General features: G+C 54.3%; 23 protein-coding genes and 1 pseudogene. 15 read left to right on the forward strand and 9 right to left on the reverse strand.

Annotated elements, in window-relative coordinates; all coding sequences use genetic code 11:
* Positions 1-169: 169 nt before the first annotated feature.
* The 4 genes from VF709_RS05390 (at position 170) to VF709_RS05405 (ending at position 2,467) form a co-directional block, all read left to right on the forward strand.
* Positions 170-367, forward strand: coding sequence for a hypothetical protein (locus VF709_RS05390; RefSeq protein ID WP_013096722.1), 198 nt, complete (start codon positions 170-172; stop codon positions 365-367).
* Position 368: 1 nt separating this feature from the next.
* Positions 369-1,139: a hypothetical protein gene (locus tag VF709_RS05395; RefSeq protein WP_038980562.1), complete on the forward strand. Its 771-nt coding sequence runs from the start codon at positions 369-371 to the stop codon at positions 1,137-1,139.
* 63 nt (positions 1,140-1,202) lie between these two features.
* Positions 1,203-1,796, forward strand: a complete 594-nt coding sequence (locus VF709_RS05400; RefSeq protein WP_038980560.1) for a TetR/AcrR family transcriptional regulator — start codon at positions 1,203-1,205, stop codon at positions 1,794-1,796.
* Positions 1,797-1,870: 74 nt separating this feature from the next.
* Positions 1,871-2,467 (forward strand): NAD(P)H-dependent oxidoreductase, encoded by a 597-nt coding sequence (locus VF709_RS05405; RefSeq protein ID WP_058682573.1) that lies wholly within the window; start codon positions 1,871-1,873, stop codon positions 2,465-2,467.
* Positions 2,468-2,518: 51 nt separating this feature from the next.
* Here VF709_RS05405 and VF709_RS05410 read toward each other — a convergent pair whose 3' ends face one another.
* Positions 2,519-3,097: a TetR/AcrR family transcriptional regulator gene (locus VF709_RS05410; RefSeq protein ID WP_149896401.1), complete on the reverse strand. Its 579-nt coding sequence runs from the start codon at positions 3,095-3,097 to the stop codon at positions 2,519-2,521.
* Positions 3,098-3,200: 103 nt separating this feature from the next.
* Between VF709_RS05410 and VF709_RS05415 the strand changes: the two genes are divergently transcribed.
* The 6 genes from VF709_RS05415 (at position 3,201) to VF709_RS05440 (ending at position 10,487) form a co-directional block, all read left to right on the forward strand.
* The gene (locus tag VF709_RS05415; protein ID WP_013096727.1) at positions 3,201-3,668 is read left to right on the forward strand and encodes a nuclear transport factor 2 family protein; all 468 of its coding nucleotides are present in this window, start codon (positions 3,201-3,203) and stop codon (positions 3,666-3,668) included.
* A 151-nt stretch (positions 3,669-3,819) separates the two neighbouring features.
* The gene (locus VF709_RS05420; RefSeq protein WP_014831802.1) at positions 3,820-4,434 is read left to right on the forward strand and encodes a TetR/AcrR family transcriptional regulator; all 615 of its coding nucleotides are present in this window, start codon (positions 3,820-3,822) and stop codon (positions 4,432-4,434) included.
* Positions 4,435-4,508: 74 nt separating this feature from the next.
* Positions 4,509-5,615: an efflux RND transporter periplasmic adaptor subunit gene (locus VF709_RS05425; protein WP_440231032.1), complete on the forward strand. Its 1,107-nt coding sequence runs from the start codon at positions 4,509-4,511 to the stop codon at positions 5,613-5,615.
* Entirely contained in the window at positions 5,612-8,683 is a 3,072-nt protein-coding gene (locus VF709_RS05430; protein WP_149896403.1) for an efflux RND transporter permease subunit, read from the forward strand. The genes VF709_RS05425 and VF709_RS05430 overlap by 4 nt, the downstream gene beginning before the upstream one ends.
* Before the next feature lie 243 nt (positions 8,684-8,926).
* Complete coding sequence (locus VF709_RS05435; protein WP_038419343.1) at positions 8,927-9,865, forward strand: omptin family outer membrane protease; 939 nt, start codon at positions 8,927-8,929, stop codon at positions 9,863-9,865.
* A gap of 151 nt (positions 9,866-10,016) precedes the next feature.
* Entirely contained in the window at positions 10,017-10,487 is a 471-nt protein-coding gene (locus VF709_RS05440) for a hypothetical protein (RefSeq protein ID WP_149896404.1), read from the forward strand.
* Between the two features lie 46 nt (positions 10,488-10,533).
* Here VF709_RS05440 and VF709_RS05445 read toward each other — a convergent pair whose 3' ends face one another.
* Together VF709_RS05445 and VF709_RS05450 are read right to left on the reverse strand one after the other, a co-directional pair.
* The gene (locus VF709_RS05445; RefSeq protein WP_038419341.1) at positions 10,534-11,457 is read right to left on the reverse strand and encodes a LysR substrate-binding domain-containing protein; all 924 of its coding nucleotides are present in this window, start codon (positions 11,455-11,457) and stop codon (positions 10,534-10,536) included.
* 70 nt (positions 11,458-11,527) lie between these two features.
* Positions 11,528-12,028: a DUF523 domain-containing protein gene (locus tag VF709_RS05450; RefSeq protein ID WP_149896405.1), complete on the reverse strand. Its 501-nt coding sequence runs from the start codon at positions 12,026-12,028 to the stop codon at positions 11,528-11,530.
* Between the two features lie 193 nt (positions 12,029-12,221).
* On the opposite strand from VF709_RS05450, the gene VF709_RS05455 reads away from it, so the two are divergent.
* On the forward strand, positions 12,222-12,539 hold the full coding sequence (locus VF709_RS05455) for a hypothetical protein (RefSeq protein WP_058680391.1): 318 nt from the start codon (positions 12,222-12,224) through the stop codon (positions 12,537-12,539).
* Positions 12,540-12,591: 52 nt separating this feature from the next.
* Here the strand turns inward: VF709_RS05455 and VF709_RS05460 are convergent, their stop codons facing one another.
* A complete protein-coding gene (locus tag VF709_RS05460; RefSeq protein WP_242465769.1) occupies positions 12,592-13,101 on the reverse strand; it encodes a DUF1963 domain-containing protein in 510 nt (169 codons plus the stop codon).
* Positions 13,102-13,374: 273 nt separating this feature from the next.
* Between VF709_RS05460 and VF709_RS05465 the strand changes: the two genes are divergently transcribed.
* Entirely contained in the window at positions 13,375-13,785 is a 411-nt protein-coding gene (locus VF709_RS05465) for an ASCH domain-containing protein (protein WP_187170947.1), read from the forward strand.
* A 122-nt stretch (positions 13,786-13,907) separates the two neighbouring features.
* Here VF709_RS05465 and VF709_RS05470 read toward each other — a convergent pair whose 3' ends face one another.
* Entirely contained in the window at positions 13,908-14,219 is a 312-nt protein-coding gene (locus VF709_RS05470; RefSeq protein ID WP_038419338.1) for a YebG family protein, read from the reverse strand.
* 238 nt (positions 14,220-14,457) lie between these two features.
* Here VF709_RS05470 and VF709_RS05475 point away from each other — a divergent pair, with 238 nt between their 5' ends.
* Positions 14,458-15,288 (forward strand): alpha/beta fold hydrolase, encoded by an 831-nt coding sequence (locus tag VF709_RS05475; RefSeq protein WP_020688164.1) that lies wholly within the window; start codon positions 14,458-14,460, stop codon positions 15,286-15,288.
* 48 nt (positions 15,289-15,336) lie between these two features.
* On the opposite strand, the gene VF709_RS05480 is transcribed toward VF709_RS05475, so the two are convergent.
* Entirely contained in the window at positions 15,337-15,699 is a 363-nt protein-coding gene (locus VF709_RS05480; RefSeq protein WP_023620848.1) for a helix-turn-helix domain-containing protein, read from the reverse strand.
* A gap of 334 nt (positions 15,700-16,033) precedes the next feature.
* Here VF709_RS05480 and VF709_RS05485 point away from each other — a divergent pair, with 334 nt between their 5' ends.
* Together VF709_RS05485 and oqxB are read left to right on the forward strand one after the other, a co-directional pair.
* Positions 16,034-17,209, forward strand: coding sequence for an efflux RND transporter periplasmic adaptor subunit (locus VF709_RS05485; RefSeq protein ID WP_045295243.1), 1,176 nt, complete (start codon positions 16,034-16,036; stop codon positions 17,207-17,209).
* Between the two features lie 23 nt (positions 17,210-17,232).
* On the forward strand, positions 17,233-20,385 hold the full coding sequence (gene oqxB, locus VF709_RS05490) for a multidrug efflux RND transporter permease subunit OqxB (protein ID WP_047362023.1): 3,153 nt from the start codon (positions 17,233-17,235) through the stop codon (positions 20,383-20,385).
* 58 nt (positions 20,386-20,443) lie between these two features.
* Here oqxB and VF709_RS05495 read toward each other — a convergent pair whose 3' ends face one another.
* From VF709_RS05495 to VF709_RS05505, 3 genes and pseudogenes are all read right to left on the reverse strand, one after another.
* The gene (locus VF709_RS05495; RefSeq protein WP_013096741.1) at positions 20,444-20,923 is read right to left on the reverse strand and encodes an RrF2 family transcriptional regulator; all 480 of its coding nucleotides are present in this window, start codon (positions 20,921-20,923) and stop codon (positions 20,444-20,446) included.
* 171 nt (positions 20,924-21,094) lie between these two features.
* Positions 21,095-22,479: pseudogene (locus VF709_RS05500) on the reverse strand (sensor histidine kinase).
* The gene (locus tag VF709_RS05505; protein ID WP_020688169.1) at positions 22,479-23,156 is read right to left on the reverse strand and encodes a response regulator; all 678 of its coding nucleotides are present in this window, start codon (positions 23,154-23,156) and stop codon (positions 22,479-22,481) included. The pseudogene VF709_RS05500 and the gene VF709_RS05505 overlap by 1 nt, the downstream one beginning before the upstream one ends.
* Between the last annotated feature and the right edge of the window lie 119 nt (positions 23,157-23,275).

Consider the following 23,275-nt stretch of genomic DNA (forward strand, 5'->3'; position numbering starts at 1 on the left):
ATATTTTTATTATTTTAATTATCAGTTGGTTGGGTAAGTTACTTTCGTGCCAGTAGTTGAGGCGCAATAAGGTCTGACCGTCATCGGGCTACTTTTTCAGGTTAACCCTAAGGTAAATTCCCCCGTTCTCTTCCAGGCTTATTCTTTTTATTCATAAGGATGACATGCCATGAGACGTTTCTTTCTCTCCCTTTTCTCCAGCCCGGAATCGTTACTTCAGGTGATGAGTCAGCAGGAAATCATTGAAGCCGTTGAGGATGGCGACCGGATTATCATCGACCAGGATGGTAATGCCTCGGTGAACTATAAAAGCAACGAGGTACGCCAGGATTTTCTGCGCCACGTCAATGCGTTAAAGAGGGCGTAATATGGGAACGGCGATATTTATGGTGCTGATGGTCTGCGGGTACTGGTACACCAGCCGCGACCTCTCTACCCGCTTCAAAATCAAGCGCTCCTTCGGCTGGGATGTCTATTTTCTGGTTGCCCTTTACGGCTCGATCTTCGTTCTGCAAGGCGTGATCGCCACCGGGCTGCTCTGGCTGCTGCTGCTCGCCCTCTCCGCGGCTGACAACACCTTCCACTTTACGTCAGAGCGTTATGCCGACTGGCAGATGGACTTTATGAACTGGAGTTTCCTGGGCATCCAGGCGCCCGTAGTGGTGATGCTGGCCTTCGCCATCCTGTTTTGTCTTTACCGCTCAAACTGGGCGGGCAGCGCCCGACTGGACGGTGAAGGCAGGAAAAAGCTCTATAAGCGCCTGGCGCAGGCGAGCGGGATTGAACAACTGCTTTATCAGTGCATGGAGCAAGGCGAGCTGGCGCAGGTGACGCTACGGTCGGGGCGTATCTATGTCGGCATGATCCATACGGCGACGCTGGAATATGAGAAAACGGCCAATATCGTGCTTATTCCCATGCTGAGTGGCTATCGCGATCGCCAGACGATGAATTTTCGCATCGAAAATAACTACAGCAAATGGTATGACGGGCATGACATCACCCTCGACTCTGAGCCCAGAAGTGCGATGGATTTCAGAAAGGTGATTATGCTCAACCAGATTGAGAGCCTTGCGCTGTTCGACCCGGCAAGCGCCAGCGTGCTCGACATGGCTCAGCGGGAAAAAGCCGCACAATGAGCTTCTCATCCGTTCAGTAAGGCTTGTAAACTACCTTTAGTAGTTAACTGATTTGAGGAAAAGATGGTTGTTAAGCGCTTAAGAAAAGAAGAACGCCGCGCACAGCTGCTGGAAGTCGCGCGCGGAATTGTGCGCCAGCAAGGCACTGAGGCCCTTACGCTGGGTTTCCTGGCCGAGCGCGCCAACGTCACCAAACCCATTCCTTACGATCATTTTGGCGATCGTGAAGGGCTGCTGATGGCACTCTACCAGGACTTCAGCGACAGGCAGCTCAAGAAATTTCGCGAGACGTTGAACAGAGACAATAAAACGCTGGCACAGACGATCCGTTTTTTCAGCGCCGCGTATATCGACTGCGCGATTTCTGCGGGCCCCGAAACGGGCCCCATAGCGGCGGCTCTGTCCGGCTCGCGGGCGCTGCAGATTTTCCGCGAGGCCTGCGTGGCCGACTGCGCAGACTGCCTGCGGATGGCGCTTTCCCCTTTTATTGTGCTGCAAGGGGTAACAGGTGAAGCGGCCCTGACGGCCATTATTGGGGCCGCGGATGCGCTCAGTACGGCTGCCGGAAATGGGATCCTCGCGCGTAACGTTGCCGAAGAGATGCTCAGCGGTGCGATGACCGGCGTCCTCAATACCTATCTGGAAAGCACAAAATGAGTGCCCTGCCAGATTGACAGTTAAGTTACCAATAGTAACATAGAGGCATCTTCACTCACCCTGTTGAGGTCTCTATGTCTGCATCAAACGTCATCAATACTGCCCTGATCGTGACGGCTCACCCGGTCGAAAATTCGTTATCCCAATCCCTCGCGCAGCGAATTGCCGGGAAGTTACAGGAACAGGGTACGCAGGTTGAAATAGCCGATCTGCATGCCGAAGGTTTTTCCCCGACCATGATTCGACCCGACCTTGACCTCTACCACGGCGATGTCAGTGCGCTGCCGGACGAGGTGCTGCGCGAGCAGCAGCGTGTCGAGCGCGCGGATATGCTGGTATTTGTCTTCCCGATTTACTGGTGGTCCGTTCCCGCCCTTCTGAAAGGCTGGTTTGATCGGGTGCTGACCGTGAACTGGGCCTATAAAGTGGCTGAAGATGGTCGCATCGTGGGTAATTTACGTGATGTGCCCGTGCGCCTGGTCGCAACGGCGGGCAGCGATCTGGCCGGGTTCGATAAGCACGGTTATTCCGGAGCTATTCAGACCCAGATTGTTGAAGGGGTGTTTGGCTTCTGTGGCCTTAAAAACGTGACGCTCGATATCCTCTATCAGGCCGATTCAGCCACTCCTCAGCAGGTGGACGATTTCCTGCAAAGCCTCACTAAGATCTGAATCGTACGGCGCAGCCATTCCCGAGGTTTGGCTGCGCACGCAAAGCCGTAATTAGCGCGGTATCAGCGCTTCAAGTCCCCTTCGCAACTGGCTGACCACCTCTTTGGTATCCATACCCATTTGCGCATGTATGATGGCACCGTCTATCAGCATTAAAATCTGCGTGTTAATAGCCTCATCGGCAATACCGGTGAGGGAGGCAATTTTTTCCCGGGTTTCAGATTTATGGTTGCGGCAAATGGCTTTTATTTCACTTTCATTGTCTTCTGATTTTGCTTCTGCGCTGGCATTAATAAACGCACAGCCATGAAACAACGGGGAAATAAACCACCCGTTAAGCGTTGCAGCTAATGCATCCGATGCAGCCCGCCCCTCTTCGAGATAGTGTCGAAGCGTGGTTTCAAACCAGGTAATCCACAGCTCGTGCCGATATTGCAGATAGGCAAGAATAAGCAAACTCTTACTCGGGAAATGGCGATAAAACGTTACTTTAGTCACTTTCGCCTGTTTGATAAGCGTATCAACGCCCGTTGCTCTGAACCCGGTGGAATAAAAGAGTTCGTGCGCGGTGAGTAATATTTTATCTCTGACGCTGACTTTTTGATCGTTATTCGTAGTGAGAGTATTCACGCTTATCTGGCCTCAAACAGTGTGTTGACAGACGGTATTTACAGGCATAGATTAACGCAAGTAGACAGACCTGTCTACATACTATCAACCCGAGGTAGCCGAGATGAACACACGCCCCCCTTTACCGCCGTTTACCCGTGAAAGCGCCATTGAAAAAGTCAGGCTGGCAGAAGATGGCTGGAACAGCCGCGACCCGGCAAAAATCGCACTGGCCTATTCGCTGGACACGCAGTGGCGTAACCGTGCGGAGTTCGCCACGAACCGCGCGGAGGCGCAGGCGTTCCTTGAGCGGAAATGGAAGAAAGAGCTGGATTATCGCCTGATAAAAGAGCTTTGGGCATTTACCGACAACCGCATCGCCGTGCGCTATGCCTATGAATGGCATGATGATTCAGGCAACTGGTTCCGCTCTTACGGCAATGAAAACTGGGAGTTCGAGCCGGACGGCCTCATGAAGCGGCGTTTTGCCTGTATCAACGATATGCCCATCAAGGAATCTGAACGGTTGTTTCACTGGCCGCTGGGCAGACGCCCGGACGATCACCCGTCCCTGAGCGATCTGGGGTTATAGGATTTTTCATCTCTCCGGGCTTGTGCAATAACTCCGGGCAAAGAGTGATACACTCTGGCTCACAGCACTGAAAATACATGATTAAAAGAGTGACCAAATCACATGATGGTCACTCGTTGTCAACTGATGCCCGTCGCGCTAAGCTGAAATAATGACGAAAAATATGAACACTCCATCCACGCGTGGTCCCCTTGACCACTCTGTCCGCGAGCAAATCGTCGAAGCGGCTTTTGAGCACTTCGGCCATTATGGCTATGAAAAAACCACCGTGGCAGAACTGGCTAAATCCATCGGTTTTTCAAAAGCCTATATCTATAAATTTTTCGATTCCAAACAGGCAATTGGCGAGGTTATCTGCGCTAACCGCCTGGCGCTGATCATGACGGCAGTGGAAACAGCCATCGCCGACGCGCCGTCGGCCAGTGAAAAAATGCGCCGCCTTTTCCGGGCGTTAACCGAGGCTGGCAGCGAACTCTTTTTCCACGATCGTAAACTTTATGATATCGCCGCCGTTGCCGCGCGGGATAAGTGGCCGTCTACCGAGCGGTATACCGAGAGCCTGATGAAGCTGATTGAGAGCATCATTGTTGAAGGCCGACAAAGCGGGGAGTTCGAAAGAAAAACGCCCCTGGATGAGGTGACCTACGCCATATACATGGTGATGTGCCCTTTCATCAACCCCGTGCAGTTGCAATATAACCTCGAAACCGCCCCGACCGCAGCACTCCTCCTCCCTTCCCTGATTTTACGAAGCCTGGCCCCCTGAACAGTGACCATTGACTTTATTGGTCACTAGTCTGAGAATGCGGAAACCGTCCTTTGATACATTAAGGTTTCCCCATGCTCAGGCTTCATTCCGCCCGTTTTGCCGTTTGTCTCCTCCCTTTCGCCCTGGTGGCATGCGGTGATAACCCCGCCACCGACGATCCGCGCACCCAGCCACCGCTTGTCAGATCCGCCTCCGTTGAACCGGCGAACGATGCGTCCCGCGCGTTTACGGGTGTGGTCGTTGCCAGAACGCAAAGCGATCTCGGTTTCCGGGTTCAGGGCAAAATCCTTGAACGCCTTGTTGATACGGGACAGACCGTTAAGCAGGGCCAGCCGTTAATGCGTCTGGATCCGGTTGACCTGAAGTTACAGGCACAAGCACAGCAGCAGGCGGTGGATGCCGCCCAGGCCAGGGCGAGAAAAGCCACCAGTGATGAGGCGCGCTATCGCGGCCTGGTGGCAACAGGTGCTGTCTCTGCCTCGGAGTATGACCAGATAAAAGCCGCGGCGGATGCCGCCAGAGCTGAACTCAGTGCCGCACGCGCTCAGGCCACCGTCGCGCAAAATGCGACCGGCTATGCCGTGCTGCTGGCCGATTCCGACGGCGTGGTCATGGAGACGCTTGCTGAACCCGGGCAGGTGGTCAGTGCGGGTCAGGCGGTGATCAGACTGGCCCGCTCAGGGCAACGCGAGGCGCTCGTTCAGTTGCCAGAGACATTGCGCCCTGCCGTCGGTAGTGAAGCGCTGGCAACGCGTTATGGCAGCGAGGCACAGCCTGTTACCGCGACACTGCGCCTGCTCTCTGATGCAGCCGATACCATCACCCGCACTTATGAAGCACGCTATGTGCTGGAAGGCTCGCTGGCTAACGCGCCGCTGGGTGCGACCGTCACCCTGTATATCGAACAAAATGCTGAACGTCAGGTAATGCAGATTCCGCTGGCGTCTCTGTACGATGCAGGCAAAGGGCCCGGCGTGTGGCGGATCTCCGCGCAGCCCGCAAAAGTGATGTGGCAGCCCGTCAACGTGCTGAGCGTGAGCGACGATGCCGCGCAGGTGACGGGCGGCGTCAAGCCGGGCGAGAAAATTGTGGCGTTGGGCGCCCATCTTCTGCATGACGGTGAAGCTGTCCGTCTGGCTGAACAACGCGGTACGGCTCAGGCGGGGAGTCAGCCATGAGCGACGGACGCTTCAACCTCTCAGCGCTTGCCGTGCGCGAGCGTGCAATCACGCTGTTTCTGATTATTCTGGTGACGCTTGCCGGTATTTACGCCTTCTTTGGACTGGGACGGGCTGAAGATCCGCCCTTCACGGTAAAGCAAATGACGGTGATTACCGTCTGGCCCGGCGCAACCGCGCAGGAAATGCAGGATCAGGTTGCTGAACCGCTGGAAAAACGGCTGCAGGAACTCAGGTGGTATGACCGCACCGAAACCTATACCCGCCCGGGCATGGCGTTTATCACCCTCTCCTTACAGGACATGACGCCCCCCTCCGAGGTGCAGGAAGAGTTCTATCAGGCGCGCAAAAAGCTTGGCGATGAGAGCAAAAATCTCCCGGCAGGTGTGATGGGCCCGATGATCAATGACGAGTTTGCGGATGTCACCTTTGCCCTCTTTGCGTTGAAGGCAAAGGGTGAACCGCAGCGTCTGCTGGTGCGTGATGCTGAAAGCCTGCGCCAGCAGCTCCTGCACGTGCCTGGCGTCAAAAAAGTGAACATCATCGGCGAACAGGCCGAGCGGATTTATATCGCCCTCTCTCATGACCGTCTGGCAACGATGGGGCTGGCGCCGCAGGATATTTTCAACGCGCTGAACAGTCAGAACGTTCTCACGCCAGCAGGCTCCATAGAAACACAGGGTGCACAGATCTTTATTCGCCTTGATGGTGCTTTTGATACGTTGCAGAAGATCCGCGATACGCCGCTGGTCGCTCAGGGTAAAACGCTCAGGCTGTCTGATGTGGCAACGGTTGAACGCGGTTATGAAGATCCTCCCACGCTGCTGATCCGTAACCAGCGTGAACCGGCGCTGCTGTTAGGTATTGTGATGCGGGAGGGCTGGAACGGTCTGGCGCTGGGGAAAGCGCTGGATGCCGAAACGGCTAAGATCAACGAGAACCTGCCGCTGGGAATGACCCTGACCAAAGTCACCGATCAGTCCGTGAATATCCGCTCGTCGGTGGATGAATTTATGATCAAATTCTTCGTCGCCCTGCTTGTGGTGATGGTGGTGTGCTTTGTCAGCATGGGCTGGCGCGTGGGCGTGGTCGTCGCGGCGGCGGTTCCCCTGACGCTGGCAGTCGTCTTCGTGGTGATGGAGGCGGCGGGGATAAACTTTGACCGCGTAACGCTGGGCTCGCTGATCCTTGCTCTGGGTTTACTGGTTGATGATGCCATTATCGCCATTGAGATGATGGTGGTGAAAATGGAGGAAGGCTACGACCGAATCAAAGCCTCCGCTTACGCCTGGAGCCATACCGCCGCCCCCATGCTGGCCGGTACCCTCGTGACGGCGATTGGCTTTATGCCAAACGGGTTCGCCCAGTCGACCGCCGGGGAATACACCAGCAATATGTTCTGGATTGTCGGTATCGCCCTGATTGCCTCCTGGCTGGTTGCGGTGGTGTTCACGCCCTATCTTGGCGTTAAGATCCTGCCAGATATCGCCAAAGTCGAAGGGGGCCATGCCGCCATCTATAACACCCCGCGCTATAACCGCTTTCGCCAGCTGCTGGCCCGGGTGATTGCCAGAAAGTGGATCGTGGCCGGTTCCGTGGTCTTCATTTTTACCCTGGCCGTAGTGGGTATGGGACTGGTAAAAAAACAGTTTTTCCCAACGTCCGACCGCCCTGAAGTGCTGGTGGAAGTGCAGATGCCTTATGGCACCTCAATTGAGCAGACCAGCGCCGCAACGGCGAAAATCGAAGCGTGGTTAAAACAGCAGCCGGAAGCCAGCATCGTGACCGCCTACGTCGGGCAGGGTTCACCACGTTTTTACCTGGCCATGGCACCTGAATTACCCGATCCCTCTTTTGCGAAAATCGTGGTGATGACGGACAGCCAGACGTCACGCGAGGCGCTCAAGTTCCGGCTCCGGGAAGCGGTCGCCGGTGGGCTTGCGCCGGAAGCGCGCGTGCGTGTCACACAACTGGTGTTTGGCCCCTACTCCCCCTTCCCGGTTGCCTGGCGTGTGATGGGGCCCGATGTCGATACGCTTCGCGACATCGCCGATAAGGTTAAAGGCGTTCTGCAGGCCAGCCCGATGATGAGAACCGTCAACACCGACTGGGGTTCACGGGTGCCCACACTCCATTTCACCCTCGATCAGAACCGTCTGCAGGCTACCGGCTTGACCTCAAATAGCGTGGCTCAGCAGCTCCAGTTCCTGTTATCGGGTGTACCAATTACTGCCGTGCGTGAAGATATTCGCGCTGTACAGGTTACTGGACGCGCTGCGGGCGATATTCGTCTTGATCCGGCGAAGATCGACGGGTTTACCCTGGTTGGCAGTGCGGGACAGCGGGTGCCGCTGTCGCAAATCGGTCAGATTGAGGTCAAAATGGAAGATCCGCTCCTGCGTCGTCGCGACCGCACGCCCACCATTACCGTGCGCGGAGATATCGCCGACAATCTTCAGCCACCGGATGTGTCGGTGGCGATCATGAAACAGCTAAAACCGATTATTGATACGCTCCCGCCCGGATACCGCATTGAGATGGCAGGCTCAATTGAGGAATCAGGTAAAGCCACACAGGCCATGGTGCCGTTGTTCCCGATAATGATAGCCCTGACGTTACTGATCATCATTGTGCAGGTGCGATCTCTCTCGGCGATGGTGATGGTCTTTCTGACTGCCCCGCTGGGCCTTGTCGGCGTGGTTCCCACGCTGCTGCTGTTCAATCAACCTTTTGGGATCAATGCACTTGTCGGCTTGATTGCGCTTTCGGGCATTCTTATGCGAAATACGTTGATTCTTATCGGGCAGATTACGCATAACCAGAAGGAAGGTCTCGCCCCGTTCGATGCGGTGGTCGAAGCAACCGTCCAGCGGGCACGGCCGGTGTTACTGACAGCCCTGGCCGCCGTGCTGGCATTCATACCGCTGACACATTCCGTATTCTGGGGGACGCTGGCCTATACGCTGATTGGCGGGACGCTGGGCGGAACGATCATCACCCTGGTCTTCCTGCCGGCGATGTATGCGATCTGGTTCAGGATCCGTCCTGCGAGTAGCGTTTCAAATTAACGGGGAGAATGCGTTAAGTTTATTACATCCGGGAGTGCATTTTTAATTACCGACAGCTATTTTGCACCGACTCAATGTTTATTCATCCCACCTTTCGCCGCCTCACTGAGGCGGCCCAAAGTTAAATATCGCTCCCTGGGTCAAATAATAAAAAAATACCAAAACTGGCAGTTGATTCTTATTTGTATGACTTTTAAGATTTGTCTGCAAGGCATTGATTAAATTTGATTTAGGGAAATTAAAATGACAAAAAACATTATTGCCGGAATGATGATGGCCGCGTTTTCAGGGGCAGTATATGCAGGATCCGCACAAGCCATACCGGATTTTTCACCGGAAAGTTTATCGGTTTCAGCCTCTGCCGGGATGCTGAGCGGAAAATCCCATGAAATGGTGTACGACGAAGTCACAGGAAGAAAAATCAGCCAGCTCGACTGGAAAATCAAAAATGTCGCCATTCTGAAAGGCGATATTTCCTGGGATGCTTATTCATTTTTGACACTGAACGCCCGCGGCTGGACGTCTCTGGCATCAGGCTCGGGTCATATGGATGACTACGACTGGATGAATGCAAAACAATCCTCCTGGACAGACCATTCATCCCATCCTGCGACCAACGTCAATTACGCCAATGAATACGATCTCAACGTTAAAGGCTGGATCTTCCAGGGCGATAACTATAAAGCTGGCGTAACCGCAGGTTATCAGGAAACGCGCTTCAGCTGGACGGCGACCGGTGGCTCTTATAATTATGATAACGGCACCAATACGGGCAACTTCCCGGCAGGTGAACGCGGTATTGGCTATAGCCAGCGCTTCTCCATGCCGTATATTGGTCTGGCGGGTCAGTACCGTTTCAATGATTTTGAATTCAATGCCCTGTTTAAATTCAGTGACTGGGTACGCGCGCATGACAACGACGAGCACTATATGCGCGATCTGACCTTCCGTGAGAAGACCTCTGATTCCCGCTATTACGGTGCGTCGGTTGACGCAGGTTATTACGTCACGCCGAACGCCAAAGTGTTCGCAGAATTTACCTATAGCAGTTACGAAGAAGGTAAAGGCGGTACGCAGATTATTGATACCAATACTGGCGAATCGGGCTCTATTGGCGGAGATGCTGCCGGTATTTCAAACCGCAACTATACCATTACCGCGGGTCTGCAATACCGCTTCTGATCCCGTTGTGGTTAATCAAGATCGGGCCCCTGACGGGGCCTTTTTGTGATGTTGAGTTAAACTCACATTGATTCTGACTATTTGTCGTTTTTCAAACGCGACGTCCCTGAAATATCATCCTTCAAAATTGATAAATGTTCAGGGAGCAAACATGACGCTTGACGTTATATTTCATTTAATGAAGCTGGTCTCACTAGATGAATATTCATCCGGCGCCAATTTATCGGCACTGCTGGAATCGCTGTCAGCAGAAAAAGAGAACGATGTCGCCCTTGCGGCCTTTGTGCATCGCCTTCACATTCTGTGTGCCGCTCACAACGACCCCATGCAAGCTGAGGCGTTGCTCGCCGCTAATCTGCCAAAAGAAGGTGAGCCCCTTCCCGTACTGGATTTTTCAGGATGGCCGCTGGTGCGTTACGCCCTTTCAGGTGAATTACAAACGCCCGAGTCCGAGGCATACTTTCAGAACGTCACGTCGGCTGCCACTATATTGCGTGCAGCGATAGTAGATTCAGAGCGCGCAAACAATGCGCCTGCGATCGCTATTCTCGATAAACTTCTCAACCTGAACGGTGCATTGCCGGAAAGGTATAAAAAAATGGCAAATATTCCTTACGCCTGAAGTCTATAGAGCAGGATACGCCCGCGGCATATCCTGCTTTTGATAACTACAGCCGATGCTCGTCGTATTCCAGACAGATGATATCAAGAGAAGGAATGACCGGTGCATGCAGGTCAAGCCAGTCCAGCAGACATTCAATACTCTTTTTCCTGAGTGAATTTTTCGGCCAGACAATGTAATAACCGTCTCCGGTGGCGATGGCTTCTTTGAAAGGCAGCGCAAGCAGTCCGCTATTCAGCGCGTCAAGCGAAAGCAGCAGGTCGGCAATCGCGACGCCATGGCCGTTCATGGCGGCACTACTCCCCTGTTCAAGGGTGTCGAAAACCGCTCCGCGACTCATATCAAGCCCGGGGAATAACCCCGTCCTTCTCAGCCACCGCCGCCAGTCGCGTCTGTCCGGGGAAGGATGGATCAGATCGCACTGCGAAAGTTGCTCTCGGGCAGATTCCAGTAAAGCGGGGGTACAGACCGGAATAAGCCATTCACTGAAAAGCAATCGGCTCTCCGTTGACTCGCCAAAATGGCCGTTGCCCAGCAGGATCGCGCAATCATAGGGCTCTCGCGTGAAATCAACGGTATCGATGTCCATCCAGACGCTGGCTATTTCAACGTTGGGTTTTTCATGATGTTCACGAAACGATCGCAGGACGTTAAGCAACCATCTCATGGTGAGCGTACTCGGTGCCTTCAGCCGCAACAGGTGGTTTTCACTTCTGAAAGCCCGACAGGCCCACTCGATACTCCTGAACCCTTCGTGAAGCTGCCCGGCCAGAACACGCCCCGCCTCACTGATTTCCACTCTCGGCCCCTGCCGTTTGAACAGCTCACAGTCGAACCACATTTCCAGGGTGCGGACATGTCTGCTGACCGCGCCCGGCGTAATATTGAGCACTTCAGCGGCTTTACTGAAGGAGTTTACTCGCGCAGCGACTTCAAAGGCGCGCAGGGCATAGAGTGGTGGTAAGGACATCGTTTCCCTTAACAAGGCGGCGGTTAAACCCGTAATACACCGGGCTTACGTTAAATGACGATCGGGTCGGTTAATTGACCCTTTCACTTTCTTCTATCCAGCGTATCAGCGCCGGAAGCTGCGTTTCTGAGAATACCGCGAGCCCATGTTCAGCGAGTAATGCTGCCGCGACACCCATCCCCGTGTTGCGCACGCCGGTAAAAGAACCATCGTAGATATGCTGGCTCCCGCAGGTTGGGCTGCCATCCGTGAGCAGCGCCGCGCGACAACCATGCTCCTGTGCGGTACGTAGCGCCAGCCAGGCGGCAAGCTGATAGTGCTCGGTGACATCCTGGCCCGTATTCTCAATGATTCTGGCCTGCCCGCGCATGACATCCCGACCGTCGGCCGACAAAATCTCTGCTGGTGGTCGGGGCACCGGCAACCCGGCAGCCAGTTCAGGGCAGTGGATCACTAACCGCTGCTCCGCTTGCCAGCGGGAGAGTTGCGCCATCGCCTTCGCTTTTTCGCTGCCGTTGTAACGCACTCTGAACCCCATCAGGCACGCACTGACCAGAATTTTATTTATCATCGCTTCCCTGTCGTGTAGATGATGAAAGTGAGGAAGTGTAACACGCTGCGGGTACTGGCGTGGATGGTGAGGGTTGGCTGTGTGTGAGAAATATAGTTGAGGAAAATAAGCACCTGTTTAATCGTCTGGCTGTTCAGTATTATCATTCAGCATCGTAAATTGTCTGAATTCGATACGTTGATGAGGGATTAGGATGGAAAAGAATTTCACACCTGAACAAATTGAAATGATAAACCGTGTTGTTTTTGCGCAAATCAACGTAATGAATGAGAAAATTGCTCAAATCATTGAAGATACAGAATCTACGGCACACCATCAGTTGAAGGATAACGGCATCGACATGACAGATTTTTATCCCGCTAATAAGCATTTCCTTATGATGTCGCTTATACAACATCTGATAGATAAAGTGCACGGTGGCGATATGGCGCTAGCCCAAAAGATGCTGATTATGGAAGCTAAGAGGCTGAACATCAGCGTAAATGTTGAGGCGGATAAGTCGAGAGATTGAGTCGCAGAAATGGCCGGGCATGGGTCATTCATAGCATTGTGATGACGTATGCTCAGTAAAACTGACACGAAAACGTCCAGAGTCCCTCCGGTGATTTGTGAAAATAGCCGATACCATTATCCGCCCACATCCAGTTGACCTTTTCCTCTGATCCCACCTGAAAGACAAAGTCTTCTATCCCCACGCCATGTTGTATCTCCATCGGGTATCCTCCGACCTTGGTTCCCCTGTAGCGTTTAAAATCATCATGGAAGCGGTCACTTGCCTCCTGATCATCGTTTACGTCAGAAAGGTCGATAATATCCCAGGCATCTTCCCATCCCGGCGCATCATCATTAACGCCTATCCATCGAACCGGAAATGCGCGATAAGGCGTGTCTGTCGCAGGCAATAACTCAAGCCCTTCAAGGGTGGCATATTCTCGTATGAGCCAACCTTCACCATGAGGTTTATCAAATGGATGGCTTTCAATATTGTGAAAGAGCACCAGGAGTGCCACGTCCTTCAGTTGCTCAGGGATAACGGGAAGCTCATCTATACGAATCTGAAGAAGCGGAAACATCGGCTGCCCCTTCCAGAGTGGTAATCCTTCACCGGGAAGAGCGACACCGTTTGAAAACCAGGATGTAAGGGGGTCTGCCGGGGGACGAAAACCGCCCACTTGTGCCACCGATGCAGGACGTAATTTGGATCTGAGCTCGTCTAAAACTAACGCACTCCTGGATTTCATATTTGTCGCCTTACGTATGAAGATGCTCTATACAGTCTGAAATAAAGACGTTTTTATTATATCGTAATCATTATTCATCAGACCTGCATATAAAAAGGGCTTGTCATGTTTGTGGTTGAGAAATTAAAAGTGAAGTACCCAGGCGCCGGTGCCTGGCAAATGGGCGACAGCCCGGAACTGGCCAGCGAGCTTGCAGACCTGATTAAAAAAGGGATCAAAACCGCTTCCTGCGGATCTTTTGCCTCTTATCAGCAGGAGGAGTCTGCCCCGCGGATCGGGAGCTATAACATTATTCTTGATGGCCAGAATGTTCCGGTCTGTGTAACCCGGCTGGTTTCAATGCGACTGGTGCTTTTTTGTGATGTGACCGAGGCGTTTGCCCGTAAAGAAGGTGAAGGCGATTTAAGCCTTGAATACTGGAAGAAAGAGCATCAGCGATTTTTCACCCGAGAAGGTCATTTTTCTGAAGATATGGAGTTGATTGCAGAAGAATTTGAAGTGGTTGAGGTGCTGTGAAAGGAGAGAAAATTAATCGCCCGGGCCACGACGTAGCAGTGAGGGGGTGAAAGGCGCCACCGGCGCCCTGGTGTAAGACGTATTGCAGTACCTCGACTGTTTTTCCACCGTAAATGTCCCTGTCAGGCAGCTTTCACGGCTCGGATTTTTTTACTGCCAGCCTCATCAGATTCTGTTTTGTCGGTTACAGCGTTGAGATCGGGCAGTTTGCTGGTACGCAGAATATGCTGCACGGCCTCTTTCTGCTCGGCGAGATACAGCCCCAGATCTTCAGCCTGCGTTTCGTCCATCTGCAGTCCGCTTTGCAGCAGCCAGTCGGTGAACGCGTCTGCCATGTCGAGCAGTTTGTCGTGCGCGTCAGCCTCTTTCTTACTGGCAAATGTCATTTTCTCTTCACCTTTTCTTACAACAACATATTTTGTTTCAACCGCCATGATGCGCCCCTTTCACTGTATTTATATACAGTATAACCCTTCACGGTGTAGCTTGCAGCTAAAATTTATTTTCTGTCCGTCCCCCTTACCGCTGCCCCACTCTGCCCGCCTGTGGGTGAGCCTTAACCCGGACGGCCAGCGTATGAACTACACTTCTTAATTCGCGGCGGAGTCGGGCCGTATACCGCATTTCATTTCTGCCTTTCATGCAATCTGTCTATCTGAGTGGAGAATAATCATGGGTTATGTAACAACTCGCGATGGCGTCAATATCTACTACAAGGACTGGGGTCCAAAAGACGGGAAAGTGATCTTTTTCCATCACGGCTGGCCGCTAAGCAGTGATGACTGGGACGCCCAGATGCTGTTCTTCGTCAATAAAGGATTTCGCGTTGTGGCCCATGACCGTCGCGGTCATGGTCGTTCAGATCAGGTGTGGGACGGCCATGATATGGATCACTACGCTGACGATGTGGCCGCCGTTGTAGAACATCTTGGCGTACAGGGTGCGATGCATGTCGGGCATTCAACCGGCGGCGGTGAGGTGGTGCGTTATATCGCCCGGCACGGTGAAGACAAAGTTTCCAAAGCCGTATTGATCAGTGCTGTACCGCCCCTGATGGTGAAGACGGAGAGTAATCCTCAGGGTACGCCAAAGTCAGTGTTTGATGATTTTCAGGCCCAGCTGGCGGCGAATCGTCCTCAGTTTTATTATGACGTGCCCGCGGGCCCCTTCTATGGATTTAATCGCCCGGGGGCGAAGCCTTCCGAAGCGGTCATCTATAACTGGTACCGTCAGGGGATGATGGGAAGCGCCAAGGCGCATTACGATGGGATTGTGGCCTTCTCGCAGACTGATTTCACGGAAGACCTCAAAGGGATATCCATCCCTGTTCTGGTCATCCATGGGGATGACGATCAGGTGGTGCCGTATGCAGATTCCGGCGCGATGTCAGTCAAGCTGGTCCAAAACGGAACCCTGCATACCTATAAAGGCGCGCCTCACGGTATCCCAACGACACATGCCGATCAGGTCAATGCCGATCTTCTCGCCTTTATAAACAGTTAACCCCGCACATTACCCCCTCAGGCGGGAGCAAAACGGTTCCCGCCCAGGCTAGGGGGATGTTCGGCATAGATGCTGCGTTTTCGGGCTGACAATGCTGCGACGCCATGCCCCCGGCGCCTGACCATACTGACGCTTAAAGCTGCGGTTGAAAGACTGCTGGGAGTCAAAGCCCAATGCGATCGCCACGTTCAGGATCGGCTCATCGCTATGGGTTAACCGCTCCATCGATTTTTGAAGTTTCTGCGCACGGATATACTCGGCAATAGGGTAACCCGTGTGTTCTTTGAAGATCCGCTGAAGATGCCATTTTGAATAGCCTGCACGCTTTGATACGGTCTCAATGTCCAGACGACTATCCAGGTTGTTATCGATCCAGTCGAGCAGATCGTGAATAAATGCGCCAGTGTCCATCTTCTCCCCCACACGCCACGTAGTAAAAAGCACCTTTGTTTGTTGCATTTAAAGATGGCCCGTTTTGATGTTAAATGCAAGTTTTATTGTTGCATTTAAATCCCTGCCGAAAACGCGCCTTTTTCCCCGGCCTCAAATAGCACATAAAGTGCAACAATTATTCTTGCACTAAATTTAGCGCCTACCTACAATCGCCGCGATAGTGTATTCACAATTGTTACAGTTTTGTGGCGATGAACGACACAAATGGCCTTAAGCCAGCCCGGACAAAGGAAGTGGCGCGGCGTCCCCCGTTGCGTCTTGCCCGGCGGCTACAACTACCGGAATAAAAATAATGAGCCTGCAAAAAACCTGGGGTAATTTTCATCTGAACGTGTTGGGCGCGGTGTTACTCTCCGCCCTGCTCGTCGGGTGTGACGAGGGTGTCGCGCAAAATGCCGCGCCACAAGCGCCCACCGTCAGCGCCGCTGACGTGGTCGTCAAATCCATTAGCCAGTGGGATAGCTTTAATGGTCGGATCGAAGCGGTGGAAAGCGTACAGCTCCGCCCTCGCGTCTCCGGCTACATTGATAAAGTGAATTACACCGACGGTCAGGAGGTCAAAAAAGGCCAGGTATTGTTCACGATCGATGACAGAACCTATCGCGCCACGCTGGAACAGGCGCAGGCAGCGCTGGCAAGAGCCAAAACACAGGCCAGCCTGGCGCAAAGCGAGGCAAACCGTACCGATAAACTGGTCAATACCCATCTGGTCTCTCGTGAAGAGTGGGAGCAGCGCCGCGCTGCTGCCGTCCAGGCCCAGGCCGACATTCGCGCCGCACAGGCGGCGGTGGATGCCGCGCAGCTGAACCTGGATTTCACTAAAGTCACCGCCCCTATCGACGGGCGCGCCAGCCGCGCGTTGATCACCAGCGGGAACCTCGTTACCGCCGGTGACAGCGCCAGCGTGCTCACCACGCTGGTCTCGCAGAAGACGGTTTACGTCTACTTTGACGTGGATGAGTCAACCTACCTTCACTATCAAAAACTCGCCCTCAGCGGGCAAGGTGCCGCCAGCAATCACCAGGCGCTACCGGTTGAGATTGGGCTGGTGGGCGAGGACGGCTATCCCCATCAGGGCAAAGTCGATTTTCTTGATAATCAGTTAACGCCCAGTACCGGCACCATCCGCATGCGCGCGCTGCTGGATAACACACAGCGTCAGTTCACGCCGGGACTGTTTGCCCGCGTCCGCCTGCCGGGCAGCGCGGAGTTCCAGGCCACGCTAATTGACGACAAAGCAGTGCTGACCGATCAGGATCGTAAGTATGTCTATGTCGTTGATAAAGAGAGTAAAGCGCAGCGACGTGATATTACGCCAGGGCGTCTGGCCGACGGTTTACGTATCGTCCAGCAGGGGCTGAAGCCTGGCGATAAAGTCATCGTCGACGGTTTACAAAAAGTGTTTATGCCGGGCATGCCGGTAAACGCGAAAACCGTTGCCATGACCACCCGCGCCGCCCTTAACTGATCCCTTATCTGAGAATCCGACCCATGGACTTTTCCCGCTTTTTTATCGACAGGCCAATCTTCGCCGCGGTGCTGTCGATACTGATTTTTATCACAGGATTAATCGCCATCCCGCTGTTGCCGGTGAGCGAATACCCTGACGTTGTGCCACCAAGCGTGCAGGTGCGCGCGGAGTATCCCGGCGCCAACCCGAAGGTGATTGCAGAGACCGTGGCGACGCCGCTGGAAGAAGCGATCAACGGCGTTGAAAACATGATGTACATGAAGTCTGTCGCCGGCTCCGACGGCGTACTGGTGACCACCGTCACGTTCCGTCCAGGAACCGACCCGGATCAGGCCCAGGTTCAGGTACAAAACCGCGTGTCACAGGCCGAAGCGCGCCTGCCGGAAGACGTGCGCCGTCTGGGTATCACCACCCAGAAGCAGTCGCCGACGCTGACGCTGGTGGTGCATCTGTTTTCGCCCGGCGGTAAGTACGATTCACTCTATATGCGTAACTACGCCACGCTGAAAGTGAAGGATGAACTGGCTCGTCTGCCCGGCGTCGGCCAAATCCAGATTTTTGGCTCGGGCGAATACGCGATGCGCGTCTGGCTGGATCCAAATAAGGTGGCGGCACGCGGCCTGACCGCCTCGGACGTGGTGACGGCAATGCAGGAGCAAAACGTGCAGGTGTCCGCCGGACAGTTGGGCGCCGAGCCGCTGCCGAAAGAGAGCGATTTCCTGATCTCCATTAACGCGCAGGGTCGTCTGCATACTGAAGAAGAGTTTGGCAATATTATCCTGAAAACCGCGCAGGACGGCTCGCTGGTGCGCCTGCGCGATGTGGCGCGCATTGAAATGGGCTCCGGCAGCTATGCGCTGCGCTCCCAGCTCAACAATAAGGACGCGGTCGGGATTGGTATCTTCCAGTCGCCGGGGGCGAACGCCATCGATCTGTCTAACGCGGTGCGCGCTAAAATGGCAGAACTGTCTACCCGTTTCCCGGAAGACATGAAATGGGCGGCACCGTACGATCCGACGGTATTCGTGCGTGACTCCATTCGCGCGGTCGTGCAGACGCTGCTGGAAGCGGTGGTGCTGGTTGTACTGGTGGTCATTCTGTTCCTACAAACCTGGCGTGCGTCGATCATTCCGCTGATCGCGGTGCCGGTCTCGGTGGTGGGCACGTTCAGCATTCTTTACCTGCTGGGCTTTTCGCTTAACACCCTGAGTTTGTTCGGGCTGGTGCTGGCGATCGGTATCGTCGTGGACGATGCCATTGTGGTGGTGGAAAACGTCGAGCGAAACATCGAAGAGGGGCTTGCGCCGCTGGCGGCAGCGCATCAGGCGATGCGTGAAGTCTCCGGGCCGATTATCGCGATTGCGCTGGTGCTGTGCGCGGTGTTCGTGCCGATGGCGTTTCTTTCGGGGGTTACGGGTCAGTTCTACAAGCAGTTTGCGGTGACGATTGCGATATCAACGGTGATCTCCGCCATTAACTCGCTGACGCTTTCGCCTGCGCTGGCCGCCCTGCTCCTGAAGCCGCACGGCGCGCCGAAAGACCTCCCTACCCGGCTTATTGATCGCCTGTTCGGCTGGATTTTCCGTCCGTTCAACCGCTTCTTCCACCGTAGCTCGAACGGTTATCAGGGGCTGGTGGGCAAAACACTCGGACGACGCGGTGCGGTGTTTGTGGTCTATGTTCTGCTGCTCTGTGCCGCAGGCGTGATGTTTAAAGCCGTACCCGGCGGGTTTATTCCCACTCAGGATAAGCTGTACCTGATTGGCGGCGTGAAAATGCCGGAAGGCTCATCGCTGGCACGCACCGATGCGGTGATCCGCAAAATGAGCGAAATCGGTATGAACACCGAGGGCGTGGATTATGCGGTCGCCTTCCCGGGGCTGAATGCGCTGCAGTTCACTAATACGCCGAATACCGGGACGGTCTTCTTTGGCCTGAAACCATTTGACCAGCGTAAACACACGGCGGCTGAAATTAACGCCGAGATCAACGCCAAAATCGCGCAAATCCAGCAGGGCTTTGGCTTCTCCATTCTGCCGCCGCCTATTCTGGGGCTGGGTCAGGGGTCGGGTTACTCGCTGTACATCCAGGATCGGGCCGGTCTGGGCTACGGTGCGCTGCAAAACGCGGTGAACACCATGTCGGGCGCAATTATGCAGACGCCGGGAATGCACTTCCCTATTTCCACCTACCAGGCGAACGTTCCGCAGCTGGATGTGCAGGTCGACAGGGATAAGGCCAAAGCCCAGGGCGTGTCGCTGACCGATCTGTTCGGGACGCTGCAAACCTATCTGGGATCGTCCTATGTGAATGACTTTAACCAGTTCGGCCGCACCTGGCGCGTCATGGCGCAGGCCGACGGGCCGTACCGCGACAGCGTAGAAGATATTGCGAATCTGCGCACCCGTAATAACCAGGGCGAGATGGTGCCGATTGGCAGTATGGTCAATATCAGTACCACTTACGGGCCCGATCCGGTGATCCGCTACAACGGCTATCCGGCGGCGGACCTTATTGGCGATGCCGACCCGCGCGTCCTCTCCTCTACCCAGGCGATGACGCAACTGGAGGGGATGTCTAAGCAGATTCTGCCGAACGGGATGAATATCGAGTGGACGGATCTGAGCTTCCAGCAGGCCACTCAGGGGAACACGGCGTTAATCGTCTTCCCGGTCGCGGTTCTGCTGGCGTTCCTGGTCCTGGCGGCACTGTACGAAAGCTGGACGCTGCCGCTGGCGGTGATCCTTATCGTGCCGATGACGATGCTCTCTGCCCTGTTTGGCGTCTGGCTGACCGGCGGTGATAACAACGTGTTCGTGCAGGTGGGTCTGGTGGTATTGATGGGGCTGGCGTGTAAAAACGCGATTCTTATCGTGGAGTTTGCCCGCGAGCTGGAAATCCAGGGCAAAGGTATAATGGAAGCGGCGCTTGAAGCGTGCCGCCTGCGTTTACGCCCGATTGTGATGACCTCCATCGCCTTTATCGCCGGGACCATCCCGCTCATCCTCGGCCACGGAGCGGGTGCAGAAGTGCGAGGCGTCACCGGGATCACGGTATTCTCCGGTATGCTGGGCGTAACGCTGTTTGGCCTGTTCCTGACGCCGGTGTTTTACGTGACGCTGCGTAAATTTGTCACACGCGGCAAAGTGGAAAGAGAGGTCTTGCCCGCGTAATACGCTGCAGATAACAAAAAACCGCCTTCACGATGAAGGCGGTTTTTTTATGCAGCCATTAATGCGCTTTCTTGTACTGGGCAATCAGTTCGGGCACCGGATCGCACCCGCTGGTATCCGCTTTCTTGAGCTCTTCCAGCGCGCTTGCCACGGTATGACCGGCTAAGACCGCGAGTGACGCCTGCTCGGCCTCTTCAGCGATGGATTTAAAGTACCAGCACGTATTCGCGCTCACCACGCAGCGCGCCGGTACGTCGGGGCGCGACGCCCACAGCTTTTTGTCTTCTATAACAGAAAGGTAGATATCACGCAGGGTGATCTGTTCCGGCGGGCGGCCAAGATGAATTGAGCCGTTGCGACCAAGCGTGGAGACGATAATACCGTCACGCGTGAGGGGAACCATCAGTTTGCGGATGAAGCTCGGATTCGCTTCCAGGCCGTAGGCCAGAATCGCACTCGTCGAACGTTCACCCAATTGCTCCGCCATCGCTACGCTGAGAACCATCTGCAAAGCTGTCGGGAAGCGGTAATCTAACATTTACGTATCCTGGGTTGCGGTGAATCTTATTCTTTTTGGCACCGCAGAGGTGAATAATCAATAAGCAACAATATAACAAATACCGTAATTATTTTGAAGCTATCTACTTTGACCCGCCCCGTAAAAAAGAGTTTCCATCGCGCACGAAATGGGATCACCCTCCCGTTTTCTTCAGGCAAACGCCGGGTTGGGAAAATCCACCGTCACCCTGAGCCCACCGTCAGCAGAGGTACTCAGGCTCACGCTGCTGTTGTGCTGCTGCGCCACCGCTTTAACGATGGCCAGACCCAGCCCGCTCCCTGCACCTGATTCGGATCGCGGAAAAACCGGTCAAACACCCGTTCCCTCAACGCAACCGGAATACCCGGCCCGGCATCGGAGACGCTGAATTGAGTGGACGTCTCCGCCGAAAAGAGATCGACCGCCACCCGCCCGCCTTGCGGGCTGTATTTAATGGCATTTTCAATCACATTATCGATAAGCGACATCAGACGTTCTCTGACACCGCTCACCCAGCTTTCTTCCTGAGCGTAGAATTCAAGCTCAATATTGCGTTCCGCGGCGAGCGGTGCCAGCACCGCCATGCGCTCCTGGATGAGCGTCGTAAGCGGCACCGGCTCCATCGCCGTATCCACGCTTGCTTCGCTGTGCATCATCAGCAAAAGCTGATTAACCAGACGTGCCGCCCGGCTATTGCTGCGAATAATCCCTGCAAGTAGCGCCTGTTGATTATCACTGCTGACGTAGGCCTGCAACGCCTCCACATTGATTCGCATCGCAGCCAGCGGCGTGCGCAGTTCGTGAGCGGCATCGGCAATAAATACCCGCTCCCTTTCCGTGCTTTCTCGCACCCTGGCAAGGAACTGATTAATCGCATTCACCATCTGGCTAAGCTCCCGGTGCGTTGGAACCGCCTTTAACGGAGAGAGATCTTCTGGCGCGCGCGAGGCAATTTCATTCACGACGTTGTTCCACGGGCGCATAGCGATGCGGATGGACAGCCATGCGGGAAACAGCAGAAAAGGAATACACACCAGCAGCGGCATGATGTAGTAGCCACGCGAGTTGAGGTAGATAAAGAAATTCCACCCCGCAGCAGGCGTCACCAGCGTCACCTCCACGTCGGAATTCGCGGATTTTAGCGTGCGGCTGGTCCAGCTACGTCCGTCGCTGTGAATTCGCTCTATCTTGCCCAACCGGGTATTTTTCACGCCTATCGGTGCGCCAGCAGAGGCATACAGTATTGCGTTATGTTTGCGAATAATCATGGTGATGGAGAGTCCCGCATCGTCCCCTCCACCGTAATCTTCCCGCAACGCCTGGCTGAACTGCTCCAGCACCTCGCTTCGTTCCTGCGTACGTCCTTCCATGCGTTCAACAAGGGTAAATATGGTTTTATATGTCTTATTGCCGGTCAGGATCGGGGGGCTACGCAAGTCATCCCACAGCATCCAGGTTAAAAAAAGACACCACAGCAGTGTCAGCAGAAGCATCTGAGCGACCATGATTCGTCGCACCAGCGTGGGCACCCGCAGGAAACGCCACAGGTTTCGCATCAATTTGCTTCCTTCTGAATCGCAACGGTGTCAATGACATACCCGACGCCCCGCACCGTTCGTACATAGCCGTCGCCAATTTTTCGACGCAAGTTCCCCATATGCACATCAAGCGCATTACTCATGTTTTCTTTCGCACCAAAGATCCTTTCTTCCAGAAAACGGCGCGTAAGCACGCGGTCAGCACGCAACATCAGGGTTTCAAGAAGCGCGTATTCGCTGGCCGTCAGCTCAATATGGCGGGAACTCACCGCGACGCGACGCGTCGGCACATGCAGGGATAATCCTCTGATTTCTACCGCCTCGTTTTGATAGCCATAACTGCGCCGCGCAAGCGCCCTCACCCGCGCCAGCAGCTCGGCGAGCACAAACGGTTTAACCAGATAGTCATCGGCACCGGCATCCAGCCCGCTCAGGCGATCCTGCAGCGTTCCTCGCGCCGTCAGGATAATAACGGGGATGCCTTTTAGCTGCTGACGTACGTACGCCATCAGGCTCATACCATCGCCATCCGGCAGCCCTAGGTCGAGCAGAATAAGTTCAGGTGCGCAGACAGCAAGTTGATGCAGCGCATCCTCTTTGCGGCGGACCCATATGACATCTAATCCTTGATCTGCAAGGGCAATACGCACGCCATTGCCGAGATCAAGGTCGTCTTCAATAAGTAATATTTTCACAAGGGCAACTTTATCAACCGTGAATGAAGAACGTCTTAAGAAAGAGACGGTAACAGGTAATTTAACAGTTTTGCATCATCGGCATCTGCTTCAGTCTTTCTTCATTTTGAGCTCATAAG

This window comes from Enterobacter sp. Lyrl_3 (assembly GCF_051948675.1).
GTDB classification, from domain to species: Bacteria; Pseudomonadota; Gammaproteobacteria; order Enterobacterales; family Enterobacteriaceae; genus Enterobacter; species Enterobacter cloacae.

What these genes read in the sequence shown, in the direction of transcription:
- VF709_RS05390 (WP_013096722.1), top strand. Translation starts at nt 170, where the DNA reads ATGAGACGTTTCTTTCTCTCCCTTTTCTCCAGCCCGGAATCGTTACTT.
- VF709_RS05395 (WP_038980562.1), top strand. Translation starts at nt 369, where the DNA reads ATGGGAACGGCGATATTTATGGTGCTGATGGTCTGCGGGTACTGGTAC.
- VF709_RS05400 (WP_038980560.1), top strand. Translation starts at nt 1,203, where the DNA reads ATGGTTGTTAAGCGCTTAAGAAAAGAAGAACGCCGCGCACAGCTGCTG.
- VF709_RS05405 (WP_058682573.1), top strand. Translation starts at nt 1,871, where the DNA reads ATGTCTGCATCAAACGTCATCAATACTGCCCTGATCGTGACGGCTCAC.
- VF709_RS05415 (WP_013096727.1), top strand. Translation starts at nt 3,201, where the DNA reads ATGAACACACGCCCCCCTTTACCGCCGTTTACCCGTGAAAGCGCCATT.
- VF709_RS05420 (WP_014831802.1), top strand. Translation starts at nt 3,820, where the DNA reads ATGACGAAAAATATGAACACTCCATCCACGCGTGGTCCCCTTGACCAC.
- VF709_RS05425 (WP_440231032.1), top strand. Translation starts at nt 4,509, where the DNA reads ATGCTCAGGCTTCATTCCGCCCGTTTTGCCGTTTGTCTCCTCCCTTTC.
- VF709_RS05430 (WP_149896403.1), top strand. Translation starts at nt 5,612, where the DNA reads ATGAGCGACGGACGCTTCAACCTCTCAGCGCTTGCCGTGCGCGAGCGT.
- VF709_RS05435 (WP_038419343.1), top strand. Translation starts at nt 8,927, where the DNA reads ATGACAAAAAACATTATTGCCGGAATGATGATGGCCGCGTTTTCAGGG.
- VF709_RS05440 (WP_149896404.1), top strand. Translation starts at nt 10,017, where the DNA reads ATGACGCTTGACGTTATATTTCATTTAATGAAGCTGGTCTCACTAGAT.
- VF709_RS05445 (WP_038419341.1), bottom strand. Translation starts at nt 11,457, where the DNA reads ATGTCCTTACCACCACTCTATGCCCTGCGCGCCTTTGAAGTCGCTGCG.
- VF709_RS05450 (WP_149896405.1), bottom strand. Translation starts at nt 12,028, where the DNA reads ATGATAAATAAAATTCTGGTCAGTGCGTGCCTGATGGGGTTCAGAGTG.
- VF709_RS05455 (WP_058680391.1), top strand. Translation starts at nt 12,222, where the DNA reads ATGGAAAAGAATTTCACACCTGAACAAATTGAAATGATAAACCGTGTT.
- VF709_RS05460 (WP_242465769.1), bottom strand. Translation starts at nt 13,101, where the DNA reads ATGTTTCCGCTTCTTCAGATTCGTATAGATGAGCTTCCCGTTATCCCT.
- VF709_RS05465 (WP_187170947.1), top strand. Translation starts at nt 13,375, where the DNA reads ATGTTTGTGGTTGAGAAATTAAAAGTGAAGTACCCAGGCGCCGGTGCC.
- VF709_RS05470 (WP_038419338.1), bottom strand. Translation starts at nt 14,219, where the DNA reads ATGGCGGTTGAAACAAAATATGTTGTTGTAAGAAAAGGTGAAGAGAAA.
- VF709_RS05475 (WP_020688164.1), top strand. Translation starts at nt 14,458, where the DNA reads ATGGGTTATGTAACAACTCGCGATGGCGTCAATATCTACTACAAGGAC.
- VF709_RS05480 (WP_023620848.1), bottom strand. Translation starts at nt 15,699, where the DNA reads ATGGACACTGGCGCATTTATTCACGATCTGCTCGACTGGATCGATAAC.
- VF709_RS05485 (WP_045295243.1), top strand. Translation starts at nt 16,034, where the DNA reads ATGAGCCTGCAAAAAACCTGGGGTAATTTTCATCTGAACGTGTTGGGC.
- oqxB (WP_047362023.1), top strand. Translation starts at nt 17,233, where the DNA reads ATGGACTTTTCCCGCTTTTTTATCGACAGGCCAATCTTCGCCGCGGTG.
- VF709_RS05495 (WP_013096741.1), bottom strand. Translation starts at nt 20,923, where the DNA reads ATGTTAGATTACCGCTTCCCGACAGCTTTGCAGATGGTTCTCAGCGTA.